Below are 18,522 nucleotides of genomic sequence, written 5' to 3'. Positions count from 1 at the left end.
GCCCCGGGTTACCGTGATCGCATGGACGACTGGACGCCCCGCACCAAGGCCATCGCGGCCGGCCGCCCGCACGGCCCCGGCGAACCGCTGAACACCCCGCTCGTCGCCACCAGCACGTACCGGGCCGGTGGCGACTCCGTGTATTCGCGCAGCGACGGGACGCCGACCTGGCACGCGCTCGAAGAGGCCGTCGGGGCGCTCGAAGGCGGCCACGCGACGGCGTTCGCGTCCGGCGTCGCCACCCTGTCCGCGGTGCTGGACCTGCTGCCGGTCGGGTCGCGGGTCGTCGTGCCGACGTTCAGCTACGCCGTCACGCGCGGGGTGCTCGCCCACGCGCAGAAGCTCGGCAAGCTCGCCGTCACCGAGCTCGAGCCGACCGACACCGCCGCCTGGGTCGCCGAGGCGGCGACGTCCGACCTGGTCTGGCTCGAGTCGCCGACTAACCCGACCCTCGACGTCATGGACATCGAGACGATCGCCGCCGCCGCGCGCGGCCGGGTCGTCGTCGACAACACCTTCGCGACGCCGTTGCAGCAGCGGCCCCTCGAGCTCGGCGCCGACGTCGTCGTGCACAGCGCGACCAAGCTCATCGGCGGGCACAGCGACCTGCTGCTGGGCATCACGGTGGCCAAGGATCCCGCGGTCGCCGACGAGCTGAAGGCGGCGCGGACCCGGGTCGGGTCGACGCCGGGCGCGCTGGAGGCGTGGCTCGCGCTGCGTGGGCTGCGGACCATGCCGGTGCGGCTGGCCGAGCAGTCCCGCACCGCCGCGCTGCTCGTCGAGCGGCTCGGCGAGCACCCCGCGGTGACGCGCGTGCGTTACCCGGGCTTCGGGATGATGGTCGCCTTTGAGCTGGCCGACGCCGAGACAGCCGACCGCTTCTGCGCGTCGACCCGGCTGATCGTCCCGGCGACCAGCCTCGGCGGCGTCGAGAGCCTGGTCGAGCGGCGGGCGTGGCTCCCGGGCGAGGAGCGCGTGCCGCCGGGGCTGATCCGGTTCAGCGTCGGGTTGGAGGACCCGGAGGACCTTTGGGCGGATCTGACGTTCGCCCTCCCGGAGTAACGCGGACGGGTGAGACCTCGATACTCCGGCATCGCAGGTCAACCGCCGTTGGGAGTCACCGTGGGTAGAACGTTGAGCCGAGTCGCGGGCATCGTGTCCGCGGGTGCGCTGATCACTTTCGCCGCCGCTCCGGCCGCACTGGCGGAGGACGAGACCCCCACGTCGACGACGGAAACGACCACGTCCACCACTTCGACCACGGAAACCACCACGGCACCGAGCACGACCGGGACCACGACGACGGTCCCGTCGTCCACTTCGGGCATCGCGACCTCGAGCCCGACCCCGCCCGAGGTCAAGACCACGGAGAAGCGGGTCGCGTCCAAGGCCGAAGCGCCCGAGATCAAGGGCGACACCCAGGAAGCGGCCGCGGACGACGATCCTCAGCAGGACAACGTCGGCCACGGCTTCGTCGGCCTCGGTGGCGAAGGTGTGCTGGTCATCGCCTGCGCGGCCGGAGCGCCCGGCAGCGTGGCGACCCAATACCTCGATGTGACCAGCGGCCCGGACCAGGACGGTGCGAACGGCCTGCTCTGGAACTACACCGTGCGCGTGGCCAACCTGCCGGCGGGCACGACCACCGGCAAGTTCAGCTGGACCTGCGGGGAGCAGGAAGGCGAGGGCATCGTCGAGTTCGAGCAGGAGCAGCCGCCGACCACCAGCACCACGACCAGCAGCTCGAGCGCCTCGCCGTCGAGCAGCGCGCCGGTCACAACGGCGACCTCGGCGCCGACCACCACCGCTTCCGGCAACGCCGCACCGAAGGCCCAGGTCAAGGTCACGCCCAAGGGCAAGATCGAAACCGGCTTCGGCGGCACGGCCTGGTGACCGTCCGCCGGGTGAGCGCGGCTGCCGCCGCGCTCACCCTTGCGCTGACGGTGGTGGGCTGTGGCTCCTCGGAGGCCCCCAAGCCCGCCGCGGCACCGCCGGCGCCGGTCACATCGTCGATTCCCGTCACCAAGCCGTTCAAGGGACTGCGGCCGACCTCGGTCAAGATCCCGAAGATCGGTGCGGAGTCCAGCCTGCTCGCCGTGGCCGTCAAGACCGACGGCTCGATCTCCGTCCCGTCGGTGCACACGCCGATGCAGGCGGCCTGGTACAAGCTCTCGCCGGTGCCCGGTGACGTCGGTCCGGCAATCGTGCTCGGGCACGTCGACGGCGACAAGAAGCCCGGCATCTTCTACAAGCTCAAGGACCTCGCACCCGGCGACGAGGTCGACATCGACCGCAGCGACGGCAAGAAGCTCAAGTTCGTCGTCGACCGCGTCACGCAGGTCCCGAAGGACACGTTCCCGCGCGACGCCGTGTACGGCAACAGCGACAAGCCCGAGCTGCGCCTGATCACCTGCGGTGGCGCGTTCGACCACGCCGAACACAGCTACCAGGACAACATCGTCGTCTACGCGAACCTAGCCAACGCCTGAGCCGGGGTACGGGAACTCCGGCTGCAGCGACGTCCCCGGGCACACCCAGCGGCGCATGCCCGCGTCGCAGGCCGCGTAGCCCCAGTTGATCAGGTTGTCCTGCACCTGTTCGGACATCCGGGTCAGCCGCGTCTTCGTCTCGGCGAGCGCGCGGGTCCGCTCGACCGGGGCCGGGAGCGCGTCCGGCAGGCCGAAGTGCGTGATGTCGCTGTAGGTCGCCCAGTACGTTCCCGCGAACTGCTTGTCCTCAAAGGACTTCAGCAGCGAGCCCGTGCGCAGCTCGCGGACCTGGTTGTCCATCACGGTCAGCACGCGGAACAGCTGCATCGGCCAGTTGTGGTGCGGCTTTTCCTCGTGCTTCATCTTCTTGCCCGCGTCGCTGACCAGGACGGTCGCGCGCTGGTTCTCGATCGGGTCGAGGCCGAGGTTGTCGTACACACCGGCGTCGCTGAGCACGATCTTGCGGTCCGGCTGGTGCGGATCCGGGATCACCACCGGGGAAAGCAGCGGCGGGAAGGCGGACGACGCGGCCACCGCCGTCGCCAGCGGGACCTGCCCGTGGGGGCCGGGCTGGCGGAAGAACCACCACAGCGAGCCGTCCTGCAGGCTGGTCGCGGTGAACACGAAGTTCGGCCCGGCCGGGTCGAGGTCCGCGAGCCGGCAGTCGCCGAAGAGGTGCTTCCGGTACCGCAGCGCCAGTTCCTCGCCCGCGCTGCGCCACGGGATGCACATCGCCTTCAGCGTCACCGGGACGTCGAGGTTGGTGCGCGCGAGCTTCCGCAGCGGCTGCACGACTTCCTTGCCGAAGTTCTCCGCGACGCCGTCGTCGCCGAAGTACAGCTTGTGCCACGCGTGCGCGAGCACGCCGGCCGCGATCGACCCGCCGGACACGCTGGAGACGGTGGTCAGCTTCGGCAGCCAGCCGAGTTCGTTGAGCCGCCACAGCGCCCCCGCGTGGAAGAGCATCGCCCGATAGCCACCGCCGGACAGCGCGAGCCCGACCCCGTCCCGTTTCGCCGCGTCCACCCGGGCGAGTCTAGGACCGCAGCAGCGGGGCGAGCAGCGGGCGCTGCTCGACCGGGACGTATTCGGCGTAGTTGTCGTACAACGCCTGTTTGGCCAGCTGCGCCGCGCCGGCGCCGTCGGCCGACCGGATCGCGGCGAGCACTTCGGCGTGGTGCGTGAGCCACGCGCGCATCAGCGACGTCCGGTTGCTGGCGTGCTCCAGCTTGTCTTCGATGAGTTCCAGCACGACCCCGCGCACGACTTCCTCGCTGACGACGAGCAGGGGATTGCGTGAGATGCGTGCGATGACTTCGTGGAACGCGACATCGGCGCGGCTGAACTCCGCGTAGCCGTGTGAGACGCCTTCGCGCATCGCCTCGAGCGCCGCGTCGAGGCCGGTCAGGTCGTCGTCGGTGCGCAGTTCCGCGGCGAGCAGGTGGGCCGAGCCGTCGAGGATCATCCGGAACTGCAGCAGCTCGGCGAGCCCGACGTGATCGGCGCGGGCGAGCCGGTGCATCGAGCGGTGCAGTGCGGCGGAGGACGCGGCCAGCACCTCCGGCCCGCGCGGGTCCCCGGGCCGCGACCGGATCATCTCCGCAGCCTGCAAGACCCTGAGCGCTTCACGGATCGTCGAGCGGCCGACCCCGAACTGGATCATCAGCTCGCGCTCGCTCGGCAGCCGTTCGCCCGGCTTGAGCGCGCCGCTGATCACGGCCTGCTCGATCTGCTCGACGACCCGCTCGTACGCGCGGACCGGAGCCACCGGTTCGAACCGCATCCCTTGACCTCGTCGTCCGCTCAGTGCAGGCTACTGGTCAGACCAGTGTACTGACCTGGAGGCCGAATGAAAGCCCGGATTCCCGCGTTGGCAGCGGCGCTGCTGCTCGCGGTCGCGGGGTGTTCGGCCGGCTCGTCGGCGAGCGTTTCCGCTGGTCCGGACACGCTTTCCGTCGGCTTCACGGCGGAGCCGGCGAACTTCGACTTCACCAAGACCGACGGTGCCGCGATCCCGCAGGCGCTGCTCTACAACGTCTACGAAGGCCTGGTGAAGCTCGACTCGCAGGGTCGCGTGGTGCCGCTGCTCGCGAAGTCGTGGACGATCAGCCCGGACCGTCGCACGTACGACTTCCAGCTGCAGCCGGGCGTCGAGTTCAGCAACGGCGCGCCGTTCACCGCCGAGGACGTCAAGTTCTCGCTGCTGCGCGTGAAGACCGACTGGACGATCTCGATCAAGTCCACGATGGACGTCGTCGACCACGTCGACGTCGTCGCGCCGGACCACGCGCGGGTCGTGCTGTCGAAGCCGTCGAACGGCTGGCTGTTCAGCCTGACCAGCCGGCTCGGCGCGATGTTCAGCCCGACCGGTGTCGCGGACCTGGCGAACAAGCCGGTCGGCACCGGGCCGTACGTCGTGGCGGCGCGCAAGCGCGGCGATTCCGTGGTTCTCAAGGCGAACCCCGCGTACTGGGGCCGGAAGCCGGCGTACTCGACGGTCGTCCTCAAGTACATCAAGGACCCGACCGCGCTGAACAACGCGTTGTCCAGCAACGGCATCGACGTCATCTCGGCGATCACCGCACCCGACTCGATCCCGCAGTTCCAGGCGGACGACCGGTTCCAGGTCATCCAGGGCACGTCGAACAGCGAGGTCACGCTCGCCATGAACAACGCGCGGGCGCCGCTGAACGACGTCCGCGTGCGCCAGGCGCTGACGTACGCGATCGACCGGAAGGCGTTGCTGGACACGGCGTGGGCGGGCCGCGGCACGTTGATCGGCAGCATGGTCCCACCGACCGACCCGTGGTACGAGGACCTGTCGAACGTCTACCCGTTCGACCCGGCGAAGGCGAAAGCACTGCTGACGGAAGCGGGCGCGACGAACCTGAACCTGCGGCTGCGGATCCCGAACCTGCCGTACGCGGTGTCGGCCGCCCAGGTCGTGCAGTCGCAGCTGGCCGACGTCGGCGTCCGGACGACGATCGAGCCGCTCGACTTCCCGGCCGTCTGGCTGAAGCAGGTGTTCACCGACCACGACTACGACCTGTCGATCATCCAGCACGTCGAAGCCCGGGACATCACGACGTTCGGGAAGCCGAAGTACTACTGGGGTTACGACAGCAAGCGCGTCCAGCAGCTGCTGGCCGAGGCCGACAGCGGGACGCCGGAGCAGCAGGTCGCCGACATGAAGCAAGTGGCGCGGCAGCTGAACACCGACGCCGCCGCGGACTGGCTGTTCCTGTTCCCCAACGTCATCGTGGCGAAGGCCAAGGTCGGCGGGTTCGCGGCGAACCAGGTCAGCGAGTCGTTCGACCTCACCGGGCTGGCGCCGCGATGACCGCCAAGGTGCTGCGCCGGGTGGCGATTTTCGTGGTCAGCGTGCTGGTCGCGTCGATCGTGGTGTTCCTCTTCATGGCCGTGCTGCCGGGCGATCCGGCGCAGGTCGCGCTCGGCGTCAACGCGACGCCGGAGCTGCTCGCCAAGACGCGTGCGGAGTTCGGCATCGACCGGCCGCTGGTCACGCAGTACTTCGACTGGATCGGGGGCGTACTGCACGGCGACTTCGGCCGCTCGTACGTCACGCGCGACTCGATCGGCCCGCAGCTGCTCGACCGCCTCGGCGTCACGCTCTGGCTGGTCGGCGCCGGGATGCTGGTGGCGCTGGTGATCGCGATCCCCGCGGGCACGTTCGCCGCGGTCAAGCACCGGAAGGCGTCGGGCGCGGGTGTTTCCGGGTTGTCGCAGCTCGGCGTCGCGATCCCCGCGTTCCTCGCCGGCATCATCCTGGTGCAGATCTTCGCCGTGCAGCTGCGCTGGCTGCCGTCGGGCGGGTGGACCCCGCCGAACCAGGACTTCGGCGAGTTCTTCCGCGGCCTGATCCTCCCGGCGTTGTCCCTCGGTTTGGTCCAGGGCGCGGTTTTGACCCGCTATGTGCGTTCCGCCGTGCTCGACACGCTCGGCCAGGACTACCTGCGGACCGCCCGGTCGAAGGGGCTCCGGCCAGGACAAGCGCTGGTGCGCCACGGCTTGCGCAACGCATCGGTCCCGGTGGTCACCGTGCTCGGGTTGCAGCTGGCGACGCTGCTGATCGGCGCGGTCGTCGTCGAGCGCGTGTTCGTCCTGCCGGGCCTGGGTTCGATGCTGCTGGACGCCGTCGCCTCCCGCGATCTGCTGACCGTGCAGGGAATCGTGCTCGTGCTGGTCGTCGGCGTGCTGCTGGTCAACTTCGTCGTCGACGTCCTCTACACCGTGCTCGACCCGCGATTGCGAGGTTCGTGATGCGCAATCTCGTGCTCGGTGCGGTGCTCGTCGGCCTGGTCGTGCTGGCCGCGCTGCTGTCGTTCTTCTGGACGCCGTTCGACCCGGTGAAGGTCGACGCGGCGAACCGGCTGCTCGACGTCGGCGCGTCCCACTGGTTCGGCACCGACAAGTTCGGCCGCGACCTGCTCAGCCAGATCATGGTCGGCGCGCGGACGACGCTGTACGTCGGAGTCGTCGCGGTCGGCATCGCCGCGGTCATCGGCACGCCGCTGGGGATCCTCGCCGGGATGTCGCCGCGGTGGCTGGGCGAGTTCGTCATGCGGGTCAACGACCTCGTGCTCGCGTTCCCCGCGTTGCTGCTGGCGATCATGTTCGGGGCGGTGTTCGGGGCGGACACGCTGACCGCGATGGTCGCGATCGGCATCGCGACCATCCCGTCGTTCGCGCGGATCGCGAGGTCCGGGACGCTGCAGGTGATGAGCACGGAGTTCGTGCTCGCCGCGCGCGCCGGCGGCCGGTCCCGGTTGACCATCGCCGTGCGGCACGTGCTGCCGAACATCTCCGGCCTGCTGATCGTGCAGGCGTCGGTGTCGTTCGCGATCGCCGTGCTGGCCGAAGCGGCGCTGTCGTTCCTCGGTTTCGGGACGCGGCCGCCGACGCCGTCGTGGGGCCGGATGCTGCAGGAGTCCCAGGAGCTGCTGACCGTCCACCCGCGGCTCGCGCTGGTGCCGGGCATCGCGATCGCCGTGGCCGTCCTCGGGTTCAACCTCCTCGGCGACGGCCTGCGCGACCGCCTGGACCCCCGATTGGCGGCGAAGGTATGACGCTTTCGGTTTCCGGGTTGCGGGTTCGCGAGCTGGTCAAGGACGTCTCCTTCGAGATCGGCGCGGGCGAGCGCGTCGGCCTGATCGGCGAGTCCGGGTCCGGAAAGTCGTTGACGGCGTTGTCGATCATGGGTCTGCTGCCGGAGGAACTCCGCGCGTCCGGTTCGATCCGGCTGCGTGACCGCGAGCTGCTCGGAATGTCCGAAAAGGACTTCTCCCGGCTGCGCGGCGACGAGCTGGCCATGGTGTTCCAGGAGCCGATGACGGCGTTGAACCCGGCGATGCGCGTCGGCCGCCAGGTCACCGAGCCCGGCCGGATCCACGGTCGTCGGCACCGCGCCGAAGACCTGCTTTCCGCGGTCGGCTTGGAAGGCACGGCCCGCGCGTACCCGCACCAGCTCTCCGGCGGCCAGCGGCAGCGGGTCGTGCTGGCGATGGCGCTGGCCAACGAGCCGTCGCTGCTGATCTGCGACGAGCCGACGACCGCCCTCGACGTCACCGTCCAAGCCCAGATCCTCACCCTCATCAAGACGCAGCTTTCACGTGAAAGCTCGCTCCTCTTCATCACGCACGACCTCGCGGTGGTCGCGTCGGTGTGCGAGCGCGTGCTGGTCATGCTGGACGGCGAGATCGTCGAAGCGGGCTCGACGCGCGAAGTCCTGACGTCGCCTTCGCACGCCTACACGCGCAAGCTCCTGGCCGCCTCGGACCTGGAGGCCCGCCGATGATCATCGAAGTCCGCGACCTCGAACGCCGGTACGCCCGGCGGGACGTCCACGCGTTGCGCGGTGTCAGCTTCGACGTCGAAGCAGGACAGCGGTTCGGTATCGTCGGCGAGTCCGGTTCGGGCAAGTCGACGCTGGTCCGGCTGCTGGCCGCGCTCGACAAGCCGACCGCCGGCACGGTCTCGTTCCAAGGCAAGCGCGTCGACAACCTGCCCGAACGCAAGCTGGGCTTCCTGCGGTCGGAGCTGCAGATCGTCTTTCAGGACCCGATGGGCTCGCTCGACCCGCGGATGCGCGTGCGGGACATCATTTCCGAGCCACTCGGCCACCGCGAACCCGATCGGGTCGCCGAGCTGCTGGCCGCGGTCGGCCTGCCCGCCGACGCCGCGCAGCGGTACCCGCACCAGTTCTCCGGCGGGCAGCGGCAGCGGATTTCGATCGCCCGCGCGCTGGCGCCGAACCCGAGCGTGCTGATCGCCGACGAGCCGGTCAGCGCCCTCGACGTCTCCGTCCGCGGCCAGATCCTCGACCTGCTGGCGTCGCTGGTGGACCAGTTCGCGTTGACGCTGATCTTCGTGTCGCACGACCTCGGCGTCGTCCGGCACGTCTGCGACCGGGTCGCGGTGATGCGCCGCGGTGAGATCGTCGAGCTGGGCGACGTCGGGCAGGTCTACGAGTCGCCGCAGCACGAGTACACGCGGGATCTACTGGCCGCCGCGCCGAACCTGCGCGCCGAGCTGGCCCGGTTGAGCGGAGGTGACGATGACTGAGTATCCGGACGGCCTGCCGGTCGGCGCGGGCTGGGTGTCCACTGTGGACGCCGAAGAAATCGTTTTCCCCTACGACGGGAGCGTCATCGGCACCGCGCCCGTCGGTACGCCTGAGCTGGCTACGCGCGCTGTCGACGAGGCTGTCGCCGTCGCGCGCGAAGTGGCTTCGCTGCCTTCGCGGACTCGTCGCAAACTGCTGAACGACGTCGCTCTCGCGCTCGGGGAGCGGCGCGCGGAGTTCGAGAACCTGCTCGTGCTGGAGACCGGGAAGCCGCTGGTCGACTGCCGCGTCGAGGTCGCGCGCACGATCGTCACCTGGGAAGCCGCGGCCGAAGAGGTGTCGCGGCTGCACGGCGAGACCGTGCCCCTCGATCTCCTGCCGTCCGGTGATGGGCTGGTCGGGTTCTGGAAGCGCAAGCCGATCGGCGTGGTCGTCGGCATCGCGGGGTTCAACTACCCGCTGCTGCTGGCGTCGCACAAGATCGCGCCGGCCATCGCCGCCGGCTGCCCGGTGGTCGTCAAGCCCGCGCCGCAGACGCCGTTGGCGACGTTGTGGCTGGTCCACCTCGTGCGTTCGCTGGCGCCGCTGCCCGCGATGGTCCAGCTGGTCACCGGCGACGCGTCGGTGGGCGCCGCGCTGACGACCGACCGCCGGATCGGCGCGGTCTCCTTCACCGGTTCGGCCGCCGTCGGCCACCGCATCGCGCGGGACGCGGCGCCCACCAAGACATTGCTGGAGCTGGGTTCGAACGCGGCCCTGGTGGTCGCCGAAGACGCGGATCTCGAAGCGGCAGTGGACGCTGTGCTGCGCGGCGGCTTCTACGCGTCCGGCCAGGCGTGCATCTCGGTGCAGCGGGTGCTGGTCGTCGCGTCGGTCGCTTCGGAGTTCACCGAAAAGCTGCTGGCCCGGCTCGACGAGGTCGTCGTCGGCGATCCACGTGACGAGAAGACGCGCGTGTCGGCGCTGATCGACCCCGCGTCCACCGACCGCGTCGCCGCGTGGATCGAGAAGTCCGGCGCCCGCCAGGTCGGCGGAGGCGTCGACGGCACGGTGCTGCGGCCGACGGTCCTCCTCGACGTCCCGGACGGCGTCGAAGCCTGGGACGAGGAGATCTTCGGCCCGGTCGTCTGCGTGCGCACGGTGTCCGATGTGGACGAAGCGTTCGCCGCGGTGAACGCGTCCCGCTACGGCCTCCACGCCAGCGTCTACAGCAAGTCGTTGAACACGGCGTTCCGCGCGCTCGACGAGCTGGAAGTCGGCGGGGTCGTCGTCAACGAGGTGCCCGGCTTTCGCTCGGACACCATGCCGTACGGCGGCGTGAAGGACTCTGGCATCGGCCGCGAAGGGCCGCGGTTCGCTGTCGAAGAGCTGACCGTGACGAGGATGGCGGTGCTGCGCCCGTGACGTACGAAAACTTGTTCCGCCTGGACGGCCGCCGGGCCGTGGTCCTCGGCGCCGGTGGCATCGGCCGCGAAGCCGCGCGGGCCCTGGCCGCCCACGGCGCCGAGGTGGTCTGCGCGGACCGCGACCTCGAAGCCGCGCGCGAGGCCGGCGTCGGCGAGGCGTACGAGATCGACCTGCTCGCGCCGGGTTCGGTCGACCGGGCCGCGTCCGACCTCGGACCGCTCGACGTCGTCGTGCTGACCGCCGCGATGAACGTCCGCAAACGCTTGCTGGACTACACGCGCGAGGAGTTCGACCGCGTCATCGCGCTGAACCTCGGCGTGACGTTCGAGGTCGTCCGCGTCTTCGGTGCCGACATGGTCGCGCGCGGGCGGGGGAGCATCATCGGCTTCTCGTCGATCCGCGGCACGACCGTCGAGCCCGGCCAAGGCCCGTACGCGGCCACGAAAGCGGGTCTCGTCCAGCTGTTCCGCACGGCGGCGGCGGAGTTCGGCCCGGCCGGCGTGCGGGTCAACGCGATCGCCCCCGGCGTCGTCGAGACCCCGCTGACCGCGCAGATCAAGGCGAACCCGGAGTGGTACGACGCGTACGCGACGAAGGGCGCGTTGGGCCGCTGGGCGCGTCCGGACGAGCTGGCCGGCGCCGTCGTGTACCTCGCTTCGGACGCTTCGTCGTTCGTGACCGGCTCAGTGCTGGCGGTCGACGGTGGCTGGACCGCCGTCGACGGCCGCTTCGAACCGCCTGCTTCCTGAGGAGCGTCCATGACCGAGCTGCCCGACCTGCCCGCCGTCGAACTCGTCGCGCAGTACCGCGCGAAGACGCTCTCGCCGGTCGAGGTGACCGAAGCCGTTCTCGCGCGCATCGAAGCGCGAGAGCCGGAGCTGCACGCGTTGTACGCGTACGACCCCTCGAGTGCGCGTGAGGACGCGAAGGCCGCCGAAGCACGCTGGCACGCCGGCGAACCGCTGGGCCCGATCGACGGCGTCCCGCTGACGCTGAAGGAGAACATCGCGACCCGCGGCACGCCGGTCCCGCTGGGCACGGCGGCGACCGCACTGGCTCCGGCTGTGGAGGACGCCCCGGCGGCCGCGCGCGTCCGCGAGTCCGGCGGCGTCCTGCTGGCCAAGACGACGATGCCGGACTACGGGATGCTGACGTCCGGCCTGTCGAGCTTCCACGAGACGGCCCGCAACCCGTGGCTGACCTCGGCGTCCCCGGGCGGCTCCAGTGCAGGCGCGGGCGCGGCGGCCGCGGCGGGCTACGGCCCACTGCACGTGGGCACGGACATCGGCGGCTCGATCCGGCTGCCCGCGGGCTGGTGCGGCCTGGTGGGGCTGAAGCCGAGCTTCGGCCGGGTGCCGGTCGACCCGCCGTTCCTCGGCCGCGTCGCGGGCCCGATGACCCGCACGGTCGCCGACACGGCGTTGCTGATGAGCGTCCTGTCGGCGCCCGACGCGCGTGACCACCTGAGCCTGCCACCGGCGGACCTTCCGTGGTCCTCCTTGGAGGCGTCGGTGTCGGGCCTGCGCGTCGGCCTGCACCTGGACCCGGGCGTCGGGCTCCCGGTGGACCCGGCGACGCTGGACGCGGTGACGGCAGCCGCCCGAGCCTTCGAGGCGGCGGGCGCGATCGTCGAGCCGGTCGGGCCGTTCCTGACCCGCGAGATGCTCACCGGCCTGGACGTCTTCTGGCGCACGCGAGCGTGGTCGGACATGACGGCGTTGCCGCCGGACCGCCGGGCGAAAGTCCTGCCGTACATCGCGGACTGGGCCGCGGGCGGCGCGGAGGTGTCCGGAGTGGACGCGTACCGCGGCTTCGCCCAGATCGACGCGATCAGCGTCGCGGCCCTGCGCGCGACCGCGGCGTACGACGTGGTGTTGTCCCCGACGTGCCCGGTGGCGGCCCCGCCGGCCGAGTGGGCGTCCCCGACGAACGACCCGGCTCGGCCGTTCGAGCACATCGCGTTCACGGTCCCGTACAACATGTCCGGCCAGCCGGCGGTGTCCGTGAGCTGCGGCTACACCGACGACGGCCGCCCCATCGGTCTGCAGCTGAGCGGCCGCCGCTTCGACGACGTCGGCGTCCTGCGCGCGGCAGCGGCGTACGAGCGGCTCCGCGGCCCGCAGCGCCCCTGGCCGGTGGGTTAGGAGCCCACCGCCTCGGCCAGCGCCAGCACCCGCCGCGCGTTGTCGACGTGCAGGTTCTCGATCATCCGGCCGTCCACGGTCACCACACCGCGACCCGCCGCGCGAGCCTCTTCGAAAGCCGAGATGATCCGCCGCGAGCGGTCGATCTCCTCCTCCGAAGGCGCGAAGATCCGGTTGCACGGCTCGACCTGCGCGGGGTGGATCAGCGTCTTCCCGTCGAACCCGTACTGCCGCCCCTGCTCGCACTCGGCCTCGAAGCCTTCGAGGTCCTTCACGTCGTTGTAGACGCCGTCCAGGATGACTCGGCCGGTCGCTCGCGCGGCCAGCAGGCACAGCGACAGCCCGCCCAGCAGCGGCCCGCGGCCCGGGACGAACTCCGCGTGCAGCTCCTTGGCCAGGTCGTTCGTGCCCATCACCAGCACGGTCAGCCGCTCGGACGCCGCCGCGATCTCCTCCGCGTGCAGCATCGCGACCGGCGTCTCGACCATCGCCCAGATCTTCGTGTGGTCCGGCGCCCCGCCGAGCTCCAGCGCGCGTTCGATGTTGTGCACCTCGGCCGCCGAGTTCACCTTCGGCACGACCACCGCGGCCGGGCCCGCCGACGCGGCCGCGCGCAGGTCGGCGTCGTGCCACTCGGTGTCCAGGCCGTTGACCCGGATCGTCACCTCGCGAGAACCGTAGTTTCCGACCGCCGCGCACACGCGTTCGCGCGCGGCTTCCTTGGCGTCGGGGGAGACGGCGTCCTCGAGGTCGAGGATCAGCGCGTCCGCCGGGATCGTCTTGGCCTTCTCCAGCGCTCTTTCGTTCGCGCCGGGCATGTACAGAACGGAACGCCGGGGCGTGGTCATCCGAGGGTCTCCTTGGTGGCGGCGTCGTAGGCGGCCGCGAGTTCGGGGTCGTCCGCCGCGAGGGCACCGGCCAGTTCGGCGACCACGCGGCACTGCTTCACCGACGCGTCGTCCTGCATCTTCCCGTCGATCATCACCGCGCCCGTGCCGTCGCCCATCTCGGCGATCACCCGGCGCGCCCAGGCCACATCGGACGGCGAAGGCGAGAACACCTTCTTCGCGATGTCGATCTGCACCGGGTGCAGGCTCCACGCGCCGACGCAGCCGAGCAGGAACGCGTTGCGGAACTGGTCCTCGCACGCGACGACGTCGCGGATGTCCCCGAACGGCCCGTAGTACGGGAGGATCCCGTGCATCGCGCAGGCGTCCACCATCCGCGCGACCGTGTAGTGCCAGAGGTCCTGCTGGTAGGTCGTCCGGCCCTCGTTGAGGTCGTCGCCGGTCGGGTCGGTGCGCACCAGGTAGCCGGGGTGGCCGCCGCCGACGCGGGTCGTCTTCATCCGGCGGCTCGCGGCCAGGTCGGCCGGGCCGAGCGAGATGCCCTGCATGCGCGGGCTCGCGCCGGCGATCTCCTCGACGTTGGCCACCCCGCTGGCCGTCTCGAGGATCGCGTGCACGAGCAACGGCTTCGTCAGGCCGGCGCGCGCCTCGAGCTGGGCCAGCAGCCGGTCGACGTAGTGGATGTCCTGCGCGCCCTCGACCTTCGGCACCATGATCACGTCGAGCTTGTCGCCGATCTCGGTGACCAGCGTGACCAGGTCGTCGAGCACCCACGGCGAGTCGAGGCTGTTGACGCGCGTCCACAGCTGCGTCTTGCCGAAGTCGTTGGCCTTCGCGATCGAGACGAGCCCGGCGCGCGCGGCCTCCTTCCGGTCGGCGCGCACGGCGTCCTCGAGGTTGCCGAGGAGGACGTCCACCTTCTTCGCGATGTCCGGCACCTTCGCGGCCATCTTCTCGTTGCCCGGGTCGAAGAAGTGGATCATCCGGGACGGCGTCACCGGGATCTCCCGCACGGGAGCGGGCGCGCCCAGGGCGAGCGGGGCGAAGAAGTCCTTCGGGGAGCGCATCGGTCCTCCACGGCGGCGACTAAGTGACTGATCGGTAACTTTAGTCGCGGGGGCGCGTCACCGCTGCGGCGCAAGTCACCGCCATGTGGGTGACGGTGGACATCCGCAGCTCAGCGGCCCGCGTCCACAGTGGATCCGCCCGGGATTGCACCGAACGGGCTAGCCGGACCGGGTTTGGCGATTTCTCCCGCGGGTAGTCGGTCGGAATCGTTCCGTAGTGCCACTCACCCCGCGATCACTCGGTTGGCCGCACCGTTCGACCGAAGTCGGATGACCGCCTACCGACCGGTCATCGACCGCTGGGCGCCGCCGATCGCAGCCACTCGCACTACCCGGCGACGCCGCGCCGCCGCGCTGTTAGACAGGTTGAGTGCCGGTTTCCCCCGGTCACGAAGCGGTGCAGGTTAGAAGGAGGCGGACTCGTGGCGGCTACACCTCAGAACACCGAGCGCTCGACGGTCGCCGGTGGCGCGAAGCGCAGCCGGTCGATGCCGAGCCGCGTGGTGCCGCCGATCGAGCTCCCCGCGAGCGTCGACGAGCTCGCGCGCGCGGCCGCGATCCAGCTGGGCTGGAACGGCGTCGTCCTCCCCGAGATCACGATCCTGGGCCGCAAGGTCTGCGTGGTCGCCAAGCTCCGCACCGACGTGCACGCCGAGCGCATCGCGATGGGTGCCGGCCCGGTGGCCGACCGCGCCACCGTCGACACCTGGACCTGGCCGGAGCTGGCCGGAACCGCCCCCGCCCCGGCCGCCGAGATCGTCGGCGTCCTGGCCGTCGCGCGCCACTGGCGCACCGCGATGGCCTCCGCGGTTCCGTTCGCCCGCTACGGCGAGGCCGCGATGGTGCTCCCGTCGCCGGCGATCCTCACCGAGGACTACGTCGGCAACTGCCTCCCGCGGGCCCGCGCGTACGGCCTCGCCGTCGTGACGGCCGACCCGAACGCGGTCGTCGACCTCGACCTCGAGGGCCGCACCGAGCGCGTGCTGCTCGCCGAGGACCCGGTCTCCCGGCTGGTGAACGAACTCGTCTACGACCACCTGCTCCGGACCGCGGAGGCACCGGCTTCGCACTAGGGTCGACTCCATGCGAGTCGTCATTGCAGGTGGACACGGTCAGATCGCGCTGCGGTTGGAGCGGCTGCTCGCCGCGCGCGGGGACGAAGCAGTCGGCATCATCCGGAACCCCGCCCACGCGGCGGACCTCGAAGCCGCCGGCGCCCAGGCCGTGGTGCTGGACCTGGAGAATTCCAATGTGGACGCCGTCGTCGAGGTCCTGAAGGGAGCCGACGCCGCGGTGTTCTCCGCGGGTGCTGGCCCGGGCAGCGGCACCGCCCGCAAGGACACTGTGGACCGTGGCGCGGCAGCGTTGTTCGCCGAAGCGGCCGAGCGCGCGGGCGTCCGGCGGCACCTCCAGGTCGGCTCGATCGGGGCCGACAACCCGGAGAACCCCGACGTCACCGAGGAGTTCCGCCACTACCTGCGCGCCAAGCGCGCGGCGGAGGACGACCTCAAGGCGCGCGACCTCGACTGGACGATCCTCCGGCCCGGATCGCTGACCGACGACCCCGGCACCGGCCTGGTCCTGCTGGCCGAGCAAACCGGTCGCGGCCCGATCCCGCGCGACGACGTCGCCGCGGTGCTCGTCGCCCTGCTCGACGCGCCCGAGACCGCGCGGCGCACCCTGACCCTGATTTCGGGCGAAGACGCCATCGGCGAAGCGATCTCCGCGCTGTGATCACTCAGGCTTCCCGAGAGATCGCCGTCTTCAGCGGTAGCGCCCACCCCGAGCTGGCCGAAGAGATCTGCGGACACCTCGGCGTGCCCCTGCTCCCGGCCGAGGTCCGGCGGTTCGCGAACGACTGCCTCGAAGTCCAGCTGCAGGCGAACTGCCGCGAGCGGGACGTCTTCATCATCCAGCCGCTGGTCAAGCCGGTGCAGGAGCACCTGGTCGAGCTGCTGCTGATGCTCGACGCGGCGCGCGGCGCGTCGGCGTCACGCATCACCGCCGTGATGCCGCACTACTCGTACGCGCGCTCGGACAAGAAGGACGCGCCACGCATCTCGATCGGCGGCCGCCTGGTCGCCGACCTGCTGACCACGGCGGGCGCGAACCGCGTCCTCGCGATGACGCTGCACTCGCCGCAGGTCCACGGCTTCTTCAGCGTCCCGGTCGACCACCTGCACGCGTTGCAGGAACTGGCCAAGCACTTCCGCCAGTACGACCTTTCGCGCACCACGGTCGTCTCGCCCGACCTGGGCAACGCGAAGGAGGCGTCGCACTTCGCGCGGCTCCTCGGCGTCCAGGTCGCGGCCGGCGCGAAGGAGCGTTTCCCGGACGACCGCGTTCAGATCAGCTCGGTGATCGGCGAGATCACCGGCCGGGACGTCATCGTGCTCGACGACGAGATCGCCAAGGGCAGCACGGTCATCGAGCTGCTCGACAAGCTGGCCGAGCTGGAGCCGCGCTCGATCCGCGTCGCGTGCACGCACGGGTTGTTCGCGGCGAAGGCGATCGAGCGCATCGGCAGCCGGCCGGAGGTGCTGGAGATCGTCTGCACCAACACGGTCCCGGTTCCTGAGGAAGAGCGCACCGAGAAGCTGAAGATCCTGTCGATCGCGCCGGCGATGGCCGAGGCGATCCGCCGGATCCACAACGGCGAATCGGTGTCGGCGCTCTTCTAGGCCGGGCCGAGCACCCGGTCCAGGTAAGTGTTCGTGAAGACGCCGTTGGGGTCGGTTTCCTTGCGCACGCGCAGGAAGTCGTCGAAGTGCGGGTAGCGAGAGCGGAGGACGCCGGCATCGAGGTCGTGCATCTTGCCCCAGTGCGGGCGGCCGCCGACCGCGCCGGCGATCTTCTCGAACGCGCCGAAGTACTCGCGGTACGGCATGCCGACGAACTGGTGGATCGCGATGTAGGCGGAGTCGCGGCCCTGCGCGGTCGACAGCCAGATGTCGTCGGCCGCGGCGACGCGCACCTCGACCGGGAACATCACCGGGTCCTTCAGCGTCGGCACTACCGCGCGTAGTTCGGCGAGCACGTCGAGCACTGATTCACGTGGAACAGCGTATTCCGTTTCGGTGAAGCGGACGTTGCGCGCGGTGACGAAGACGCGGTGCGAGACGTCGCTGTACTCGCGCGCGCTCAGGACGTTCGAGGCGAAGCTGCCGAGCGACGGCACGAGCCGCGGCATCAGCCGGCCGGTGCGGCAGAGCCCGCCGAAAGCGACGTTTTCCATGATCTGGTAGTCGACGAACTCGCGGACCTTGCTCAGCGGCTCGGCCGTCTCGCACCGGTTGTTGCGCTTGACCAGGGCGTTCTTGCCGTAGGGGAACCAGTAGAACTCGAAGTGCTCGTTCTGGTCGGCGAAGTCGTGGAAGCCCTCGAGGACCTGCTCCAGCGGCTCGGGCCGTTCCTGCGCGCGCAGGACGAACGACGGTTCGCACCTGAGCGTCACGGTGGTGATCACGCCGAGCGCGCCGAGGCCGACGCGGGCGGCGGAGAAGAGGTCGGGCTTTTCGTCGGCCGAGCAGGAGACGACCGAGCCGTCCGCGAGGACGAGTTCGAGCGCGGCGATCTGCGTGGCGATGCCGCCGAGGCGCGCGCCGGTGCCGTGCGTGCCGGTGGAAATCGCGCCGGCGATGGTCTGCGCGTCGATGTCGCCGAGGTTGGTCATCGCCAGCCCGAGCGCGTCTAGTTCGGCGTTGAGCTGCTTGATCGTGGTGCCCGAGCGGACGGTGACGTGCCCGGTCTCAAGGTCGACGCGTTCGATGCCGGTCCAATGGCGCAGGTCGAGCGCGTCGGAGTCGGCGACGGCGATCGCGGTGAACGAGTGCCCGCTGCCCCAGGGCCGCACGGTCCGGCCGGCCGCGGCGACGCCTTCGACGGCCGCCGCGATCTCGGCCGCGCTGCGCGGCTGGTGAACGTGCTGCGGCGAGGCGGACGCCGTGCCCGCCCAGTTGGTCCACCGGGTCATGCGCGCCCCCTCCA

At 70.7% G+C, this 18,522-nt stretch carries 19 protein-coding genes; 14 read left to right on the top strand and 5 right to left on the bottom strand.

All coding sequences use genetic code 11. The features are described from left to right. Nucleotides 1-21: 21 nt before the first annotated feature. From ACIQWX_RS05340 to ACIQWX_RS05330, 3 genes are read left to right on the top strand one after another with little or no spacing between them, the layout of a single operon-like run. On the top strand, nt 22-1,062 hold the full coding sequence (locus tag ACIQWX_RS05340) for a trans-sulfuration enzyme family protein (RefSeq protein WP_400865879.1): 1,041 nt from the start codon (nt 22-24) through the stop codon (nt 1,060-1,062). Nucleotides 1,063-1,122: 60 nt separating this feature from the next. Continuing rightward, on the top strand, nt 1,123-1,890 hold the full coding sequence (locus tag ACIQWX_RS05335) for a hypothetical protein (protein ID WP_400865876.1): 768 nt from the start codon (nt 1,123-1,125) through the stop codon (nt 1,888-1,890). Further along, nucleotides 1,887-2,486 carry a class F sortase gene (locus tag ACIQWX_RS05330; protein WP_400865873.1) on the top strand — a complete coding sequence of 200 codons (600 nt, stop codon included), beginning with the start codon at nt 1,887-1,889 and terminating at the stop codon, nt 2,484-2,486. Before ACIQWX_RS05335 ends, ACIQWX_RS05330 begins: the two co-directional genes overlap by 4 nt. Here the strand turns inward: ACIQWX_RS05330 and ACIQWX_RS05325 are convergent. Together ACIQWX_RS05325 and ACIQWX_RS05320 are read right to left on the bottom strand one after the other, a co-directional pair. Next, nucleotides 2,472-3,512, bottom strand: coding sequence for a patatin-like phospholipase family protein (locus ACIQWX_RS05325; protein WP_400865870.1), 1,041 nt, complete (start codon nt 3,510-3,512; stop codon nt 2,472-2,474). The genes ACIQWX_RS05330 and ACIQWX_RS05325 overlap by 15 nt on opposite strands. 10 nt (nt 3,513-3,522) lie before the next feature. After that, on the bottom strand, nt 3,523-4,269 hold the full coding sequence (locus ACIQWX_RS05320) for a FadR/GntR family transcriptional regulator (RefSeq protein ID WP_400865867.1): 747 nt from the start codon (nt 4,267-4,269) through the stop codon (nt 3,523-3,525). Between the two features lie 66 nt (nt 4,270-4,335). Here ACIQWX_RS05320 and ACIQWX_RS05315 point away from each other — a divergent pair, with 66 nt between their 5' ends. The 8 genes from ACIQWX_RS05315 to ACIQWX_RS05280 are packed head-to-tail and all read left to right on the top strand — an operon-like array spanning nt 4,336 to nt 12,620. After that, nucleotides 4,336-5,826 carry an ABC transporter substrate-binding protein gene (locus ACIQWX_RS05315; RefSeq protein ID WP_400865865.1) on the top strand — a complete coding sequence of 497 codons (1,491 nt, stop codon included), beginning with the start codon at nt 4,336-4,338 and terminating at the stop codon, nt 5,824-5,826. After that, a complete protein-coding gene (locus ACIQWX_RS05310) occupies nt 5,823-6,767 on the top strand; it encodes an ABC transporter permease (RefSeq protein WP_400865862.1) in 945 nt (314 codons plus the stop codon). The genes ACIQWX_RS05315 and ACIQWX_RS05310 overlap by 4 nt, the downstream gene beginning before the upstream one ends. Beyond that, complete coding sequence (locus ACIQWX_RS05305) at nt 6,767-7,573, top strand: ABC transporter permease (RefSeq protein ID WP_400865859.1); 807 nt, start codon at nt 6,767-6,769, stop codon at nt 7,571-7,573. The genes ACIQWX_RS05310 and ACIQWX_RS05305 overlap by 1 nt, the downstream gene beginning before the upstream one ends. Next, nucleotides 7,570-8,301, top strand: coding sequence for an ABC transporter ATP-binding protein (locus ACIQWX_RS05300; RefSeq protein WP_400865856.1), 732 nt, complete (start codon nt 7,570-7,572; stop codon nt 8,299-8,301). Before ACIQWX_RS05305 ends, ACIQWX_RS05300 begins: the two co-directional genes overlap by 4 nt. Continuing rightward, complete coding sequence (locus ACIQWX_RS05295; RefSeq protein WP_400865853.1) at nt 8,298-9,068, top strand: ABC transporter ATP-binding protein; 771 nt, start codon at nt 8,298-8,300, stop codon at nt 9,066-9,068. The genes ACIQWX_RS05300 and ACIQWX_RS05295 overlap by 4 nt, the downstream gene beginning before the upstream one ends. Then, nucleotides 9,061-10,473 (top strand): aldehyde dehydrogenase family protein, encoded by a 1,413-nt coding sequence (locus tag ACIQWX_RS05290; RefSeq protein WP_400865850.1) that lies wholly within the window; start codon nt 9,061-9,063, stop codon nt 10,471-10,473. The genes ACIQWX_RS05295 and ACIQWX_RS05290 overlap by 8 nt, the downstream gene beginning before the upstream one ends. Further along, on the top strand, nt 10,470-11,225 hold the full coding sequence (locus ACIQWX_RS05285; RefSeq protein WP_400865847.1) for an SDR family NAD(P)-dependent oxidoreductase: 756 nt from the start codon (nt 10,470-10,472) through the stop codon (nt 11,223-11,225). Before ACIQWX_RS05290 ends, ACIQWX_RS05285 begins: the two co-directional genes overlap by 4 nt. A 9-nt stretch (nt 11,226-11,234) precedes the next feature. Further along, nucleotides 11,235-12,620 carry an amidase gene (locus ACIQWX_RS05280; protein ID WP_400865844.1) on the top strand — a complete coding sequence of 462 codons (1,386 nt, stop codon included), beginning with the start codon at nt 11,235-11,237 and terminating at the stop codon, nt 12,618-12,620. Here the strand turns inward: ACIQWX_RS05280 and ACIQWX_RS05275 are convergent. Then, nucleotides 12,617-13,468: an HpcH/HpaI aldolase/citrate lyase family protein gene (locus ACIQWX_RS05275; protein ID WP_400865841.1), complete on the bottom strand. Its 852-nt coding sequence runs from the start codon at nt 13,466-13,468 to the stop codon at nt 12,617-12,619. The genes ACIQWX_RS05280 and ACIQWX_RS05275 overlap by 4 nt on opposite strands. Beyond that, complete coding sequence (locus ACIQWX_RS05270; RefSeq protein ID WP_400865838.1) at nt 13,465-14,535, bottom strand: HpcH/HpaI aldolase/citrate lyase family protein; 1,071 nt, start codon at nt 14,533-14,535, stop codon at nt 13,465-13,467. Before ACIQWX_RS05270 ends, ACIQWX_RS05275 begins: the two co-directional genes overlap by 4 nt. 422 nt (nt 14,536-14,957) lie before the next feature. On the opposite strand from ACIQWX_RS05270, the gene ACIQWX_RS05265 reads away from it, so the two are divergent. Genes ACIQWX_RS05265 through ACIQWX_RS05255 form a run of 3 tightly spaced genes read left to right on the top strand, consistent with a single transcriptional unit; the run spans nt 14,958 to nt 17,216 of the window. Then, nucleotides 14,958-15,608, top strand: a complete 651-nt coding sequence (locus ACIQWX_RS05265; RefSeq protein WP_400865835.1) for a hypothetical protein — start codon at nt 14,958-14,960, stop codon at nt 15,606-15,608. Between the two features lie 10 nt (nt 15,609-15,618). Further along, nucleotides 15,619-16,269, top strand: a complete 651-nt coding sequence (locus ACIQWX_RS05260; protein WP_400865832.1) for an SDR family oxidoreductase — start codon at nt 15,619-15,621, stop codon at nt 16,267-16,269. Further along, nucleotides 16,266-17,216 (top strand): ribose-phosphate diphosphokinase, encoded by a 951-nt coding sequence (locus tag ACIQWX_RS05255; RefSeq protein WP_400865829.1) that lies wholly within the window; start codon nt 16,266-16,268, stop codon nt 17,214-17,216. Before ACIQWX_RS05260 ends, ACIQWX_RS05255 begins: the two co-directional genes overlap by 4 nt. Here ACIQWX_RS05255 and ACIQWX_RS05250 read toward each other — a convergent pair. Beyond that, nucleotides 17,213-18,508 (bottom strand): D-arabinono-1,4-lactone oxidase, encoded by a 1,296-nt coding sequence (locus ACIQWX_RS05250; RefSeq protein ID WP_400865826.1) that lies wholly within the window; start codon nt 18,506-18,508, stop codon nt 17,213-17,215. The two genes, ACIQWX_RS05255 and ACIQWX_RS05250, sit on opposite strands and share 4 nt — an antisense overlap. Nucleotides 18,509-18,522: the final 14 nt, after the last annotated feature.

Origin of the sequence: Amycolatopsis sp. NPDC098790 (genome assembly GCF_044759945.1) — a bacterium.
Classification (GTDB): Bacteria; Actinomycetota; Actinomycetes; order Mycobacteriales; family Pseudonocardiaceae; genus Amycolatopsis.
Note: the sequence above shows the minus strand (reverse complement) of the source record. Positions and strands in the feature narration are given on the sequence as shown.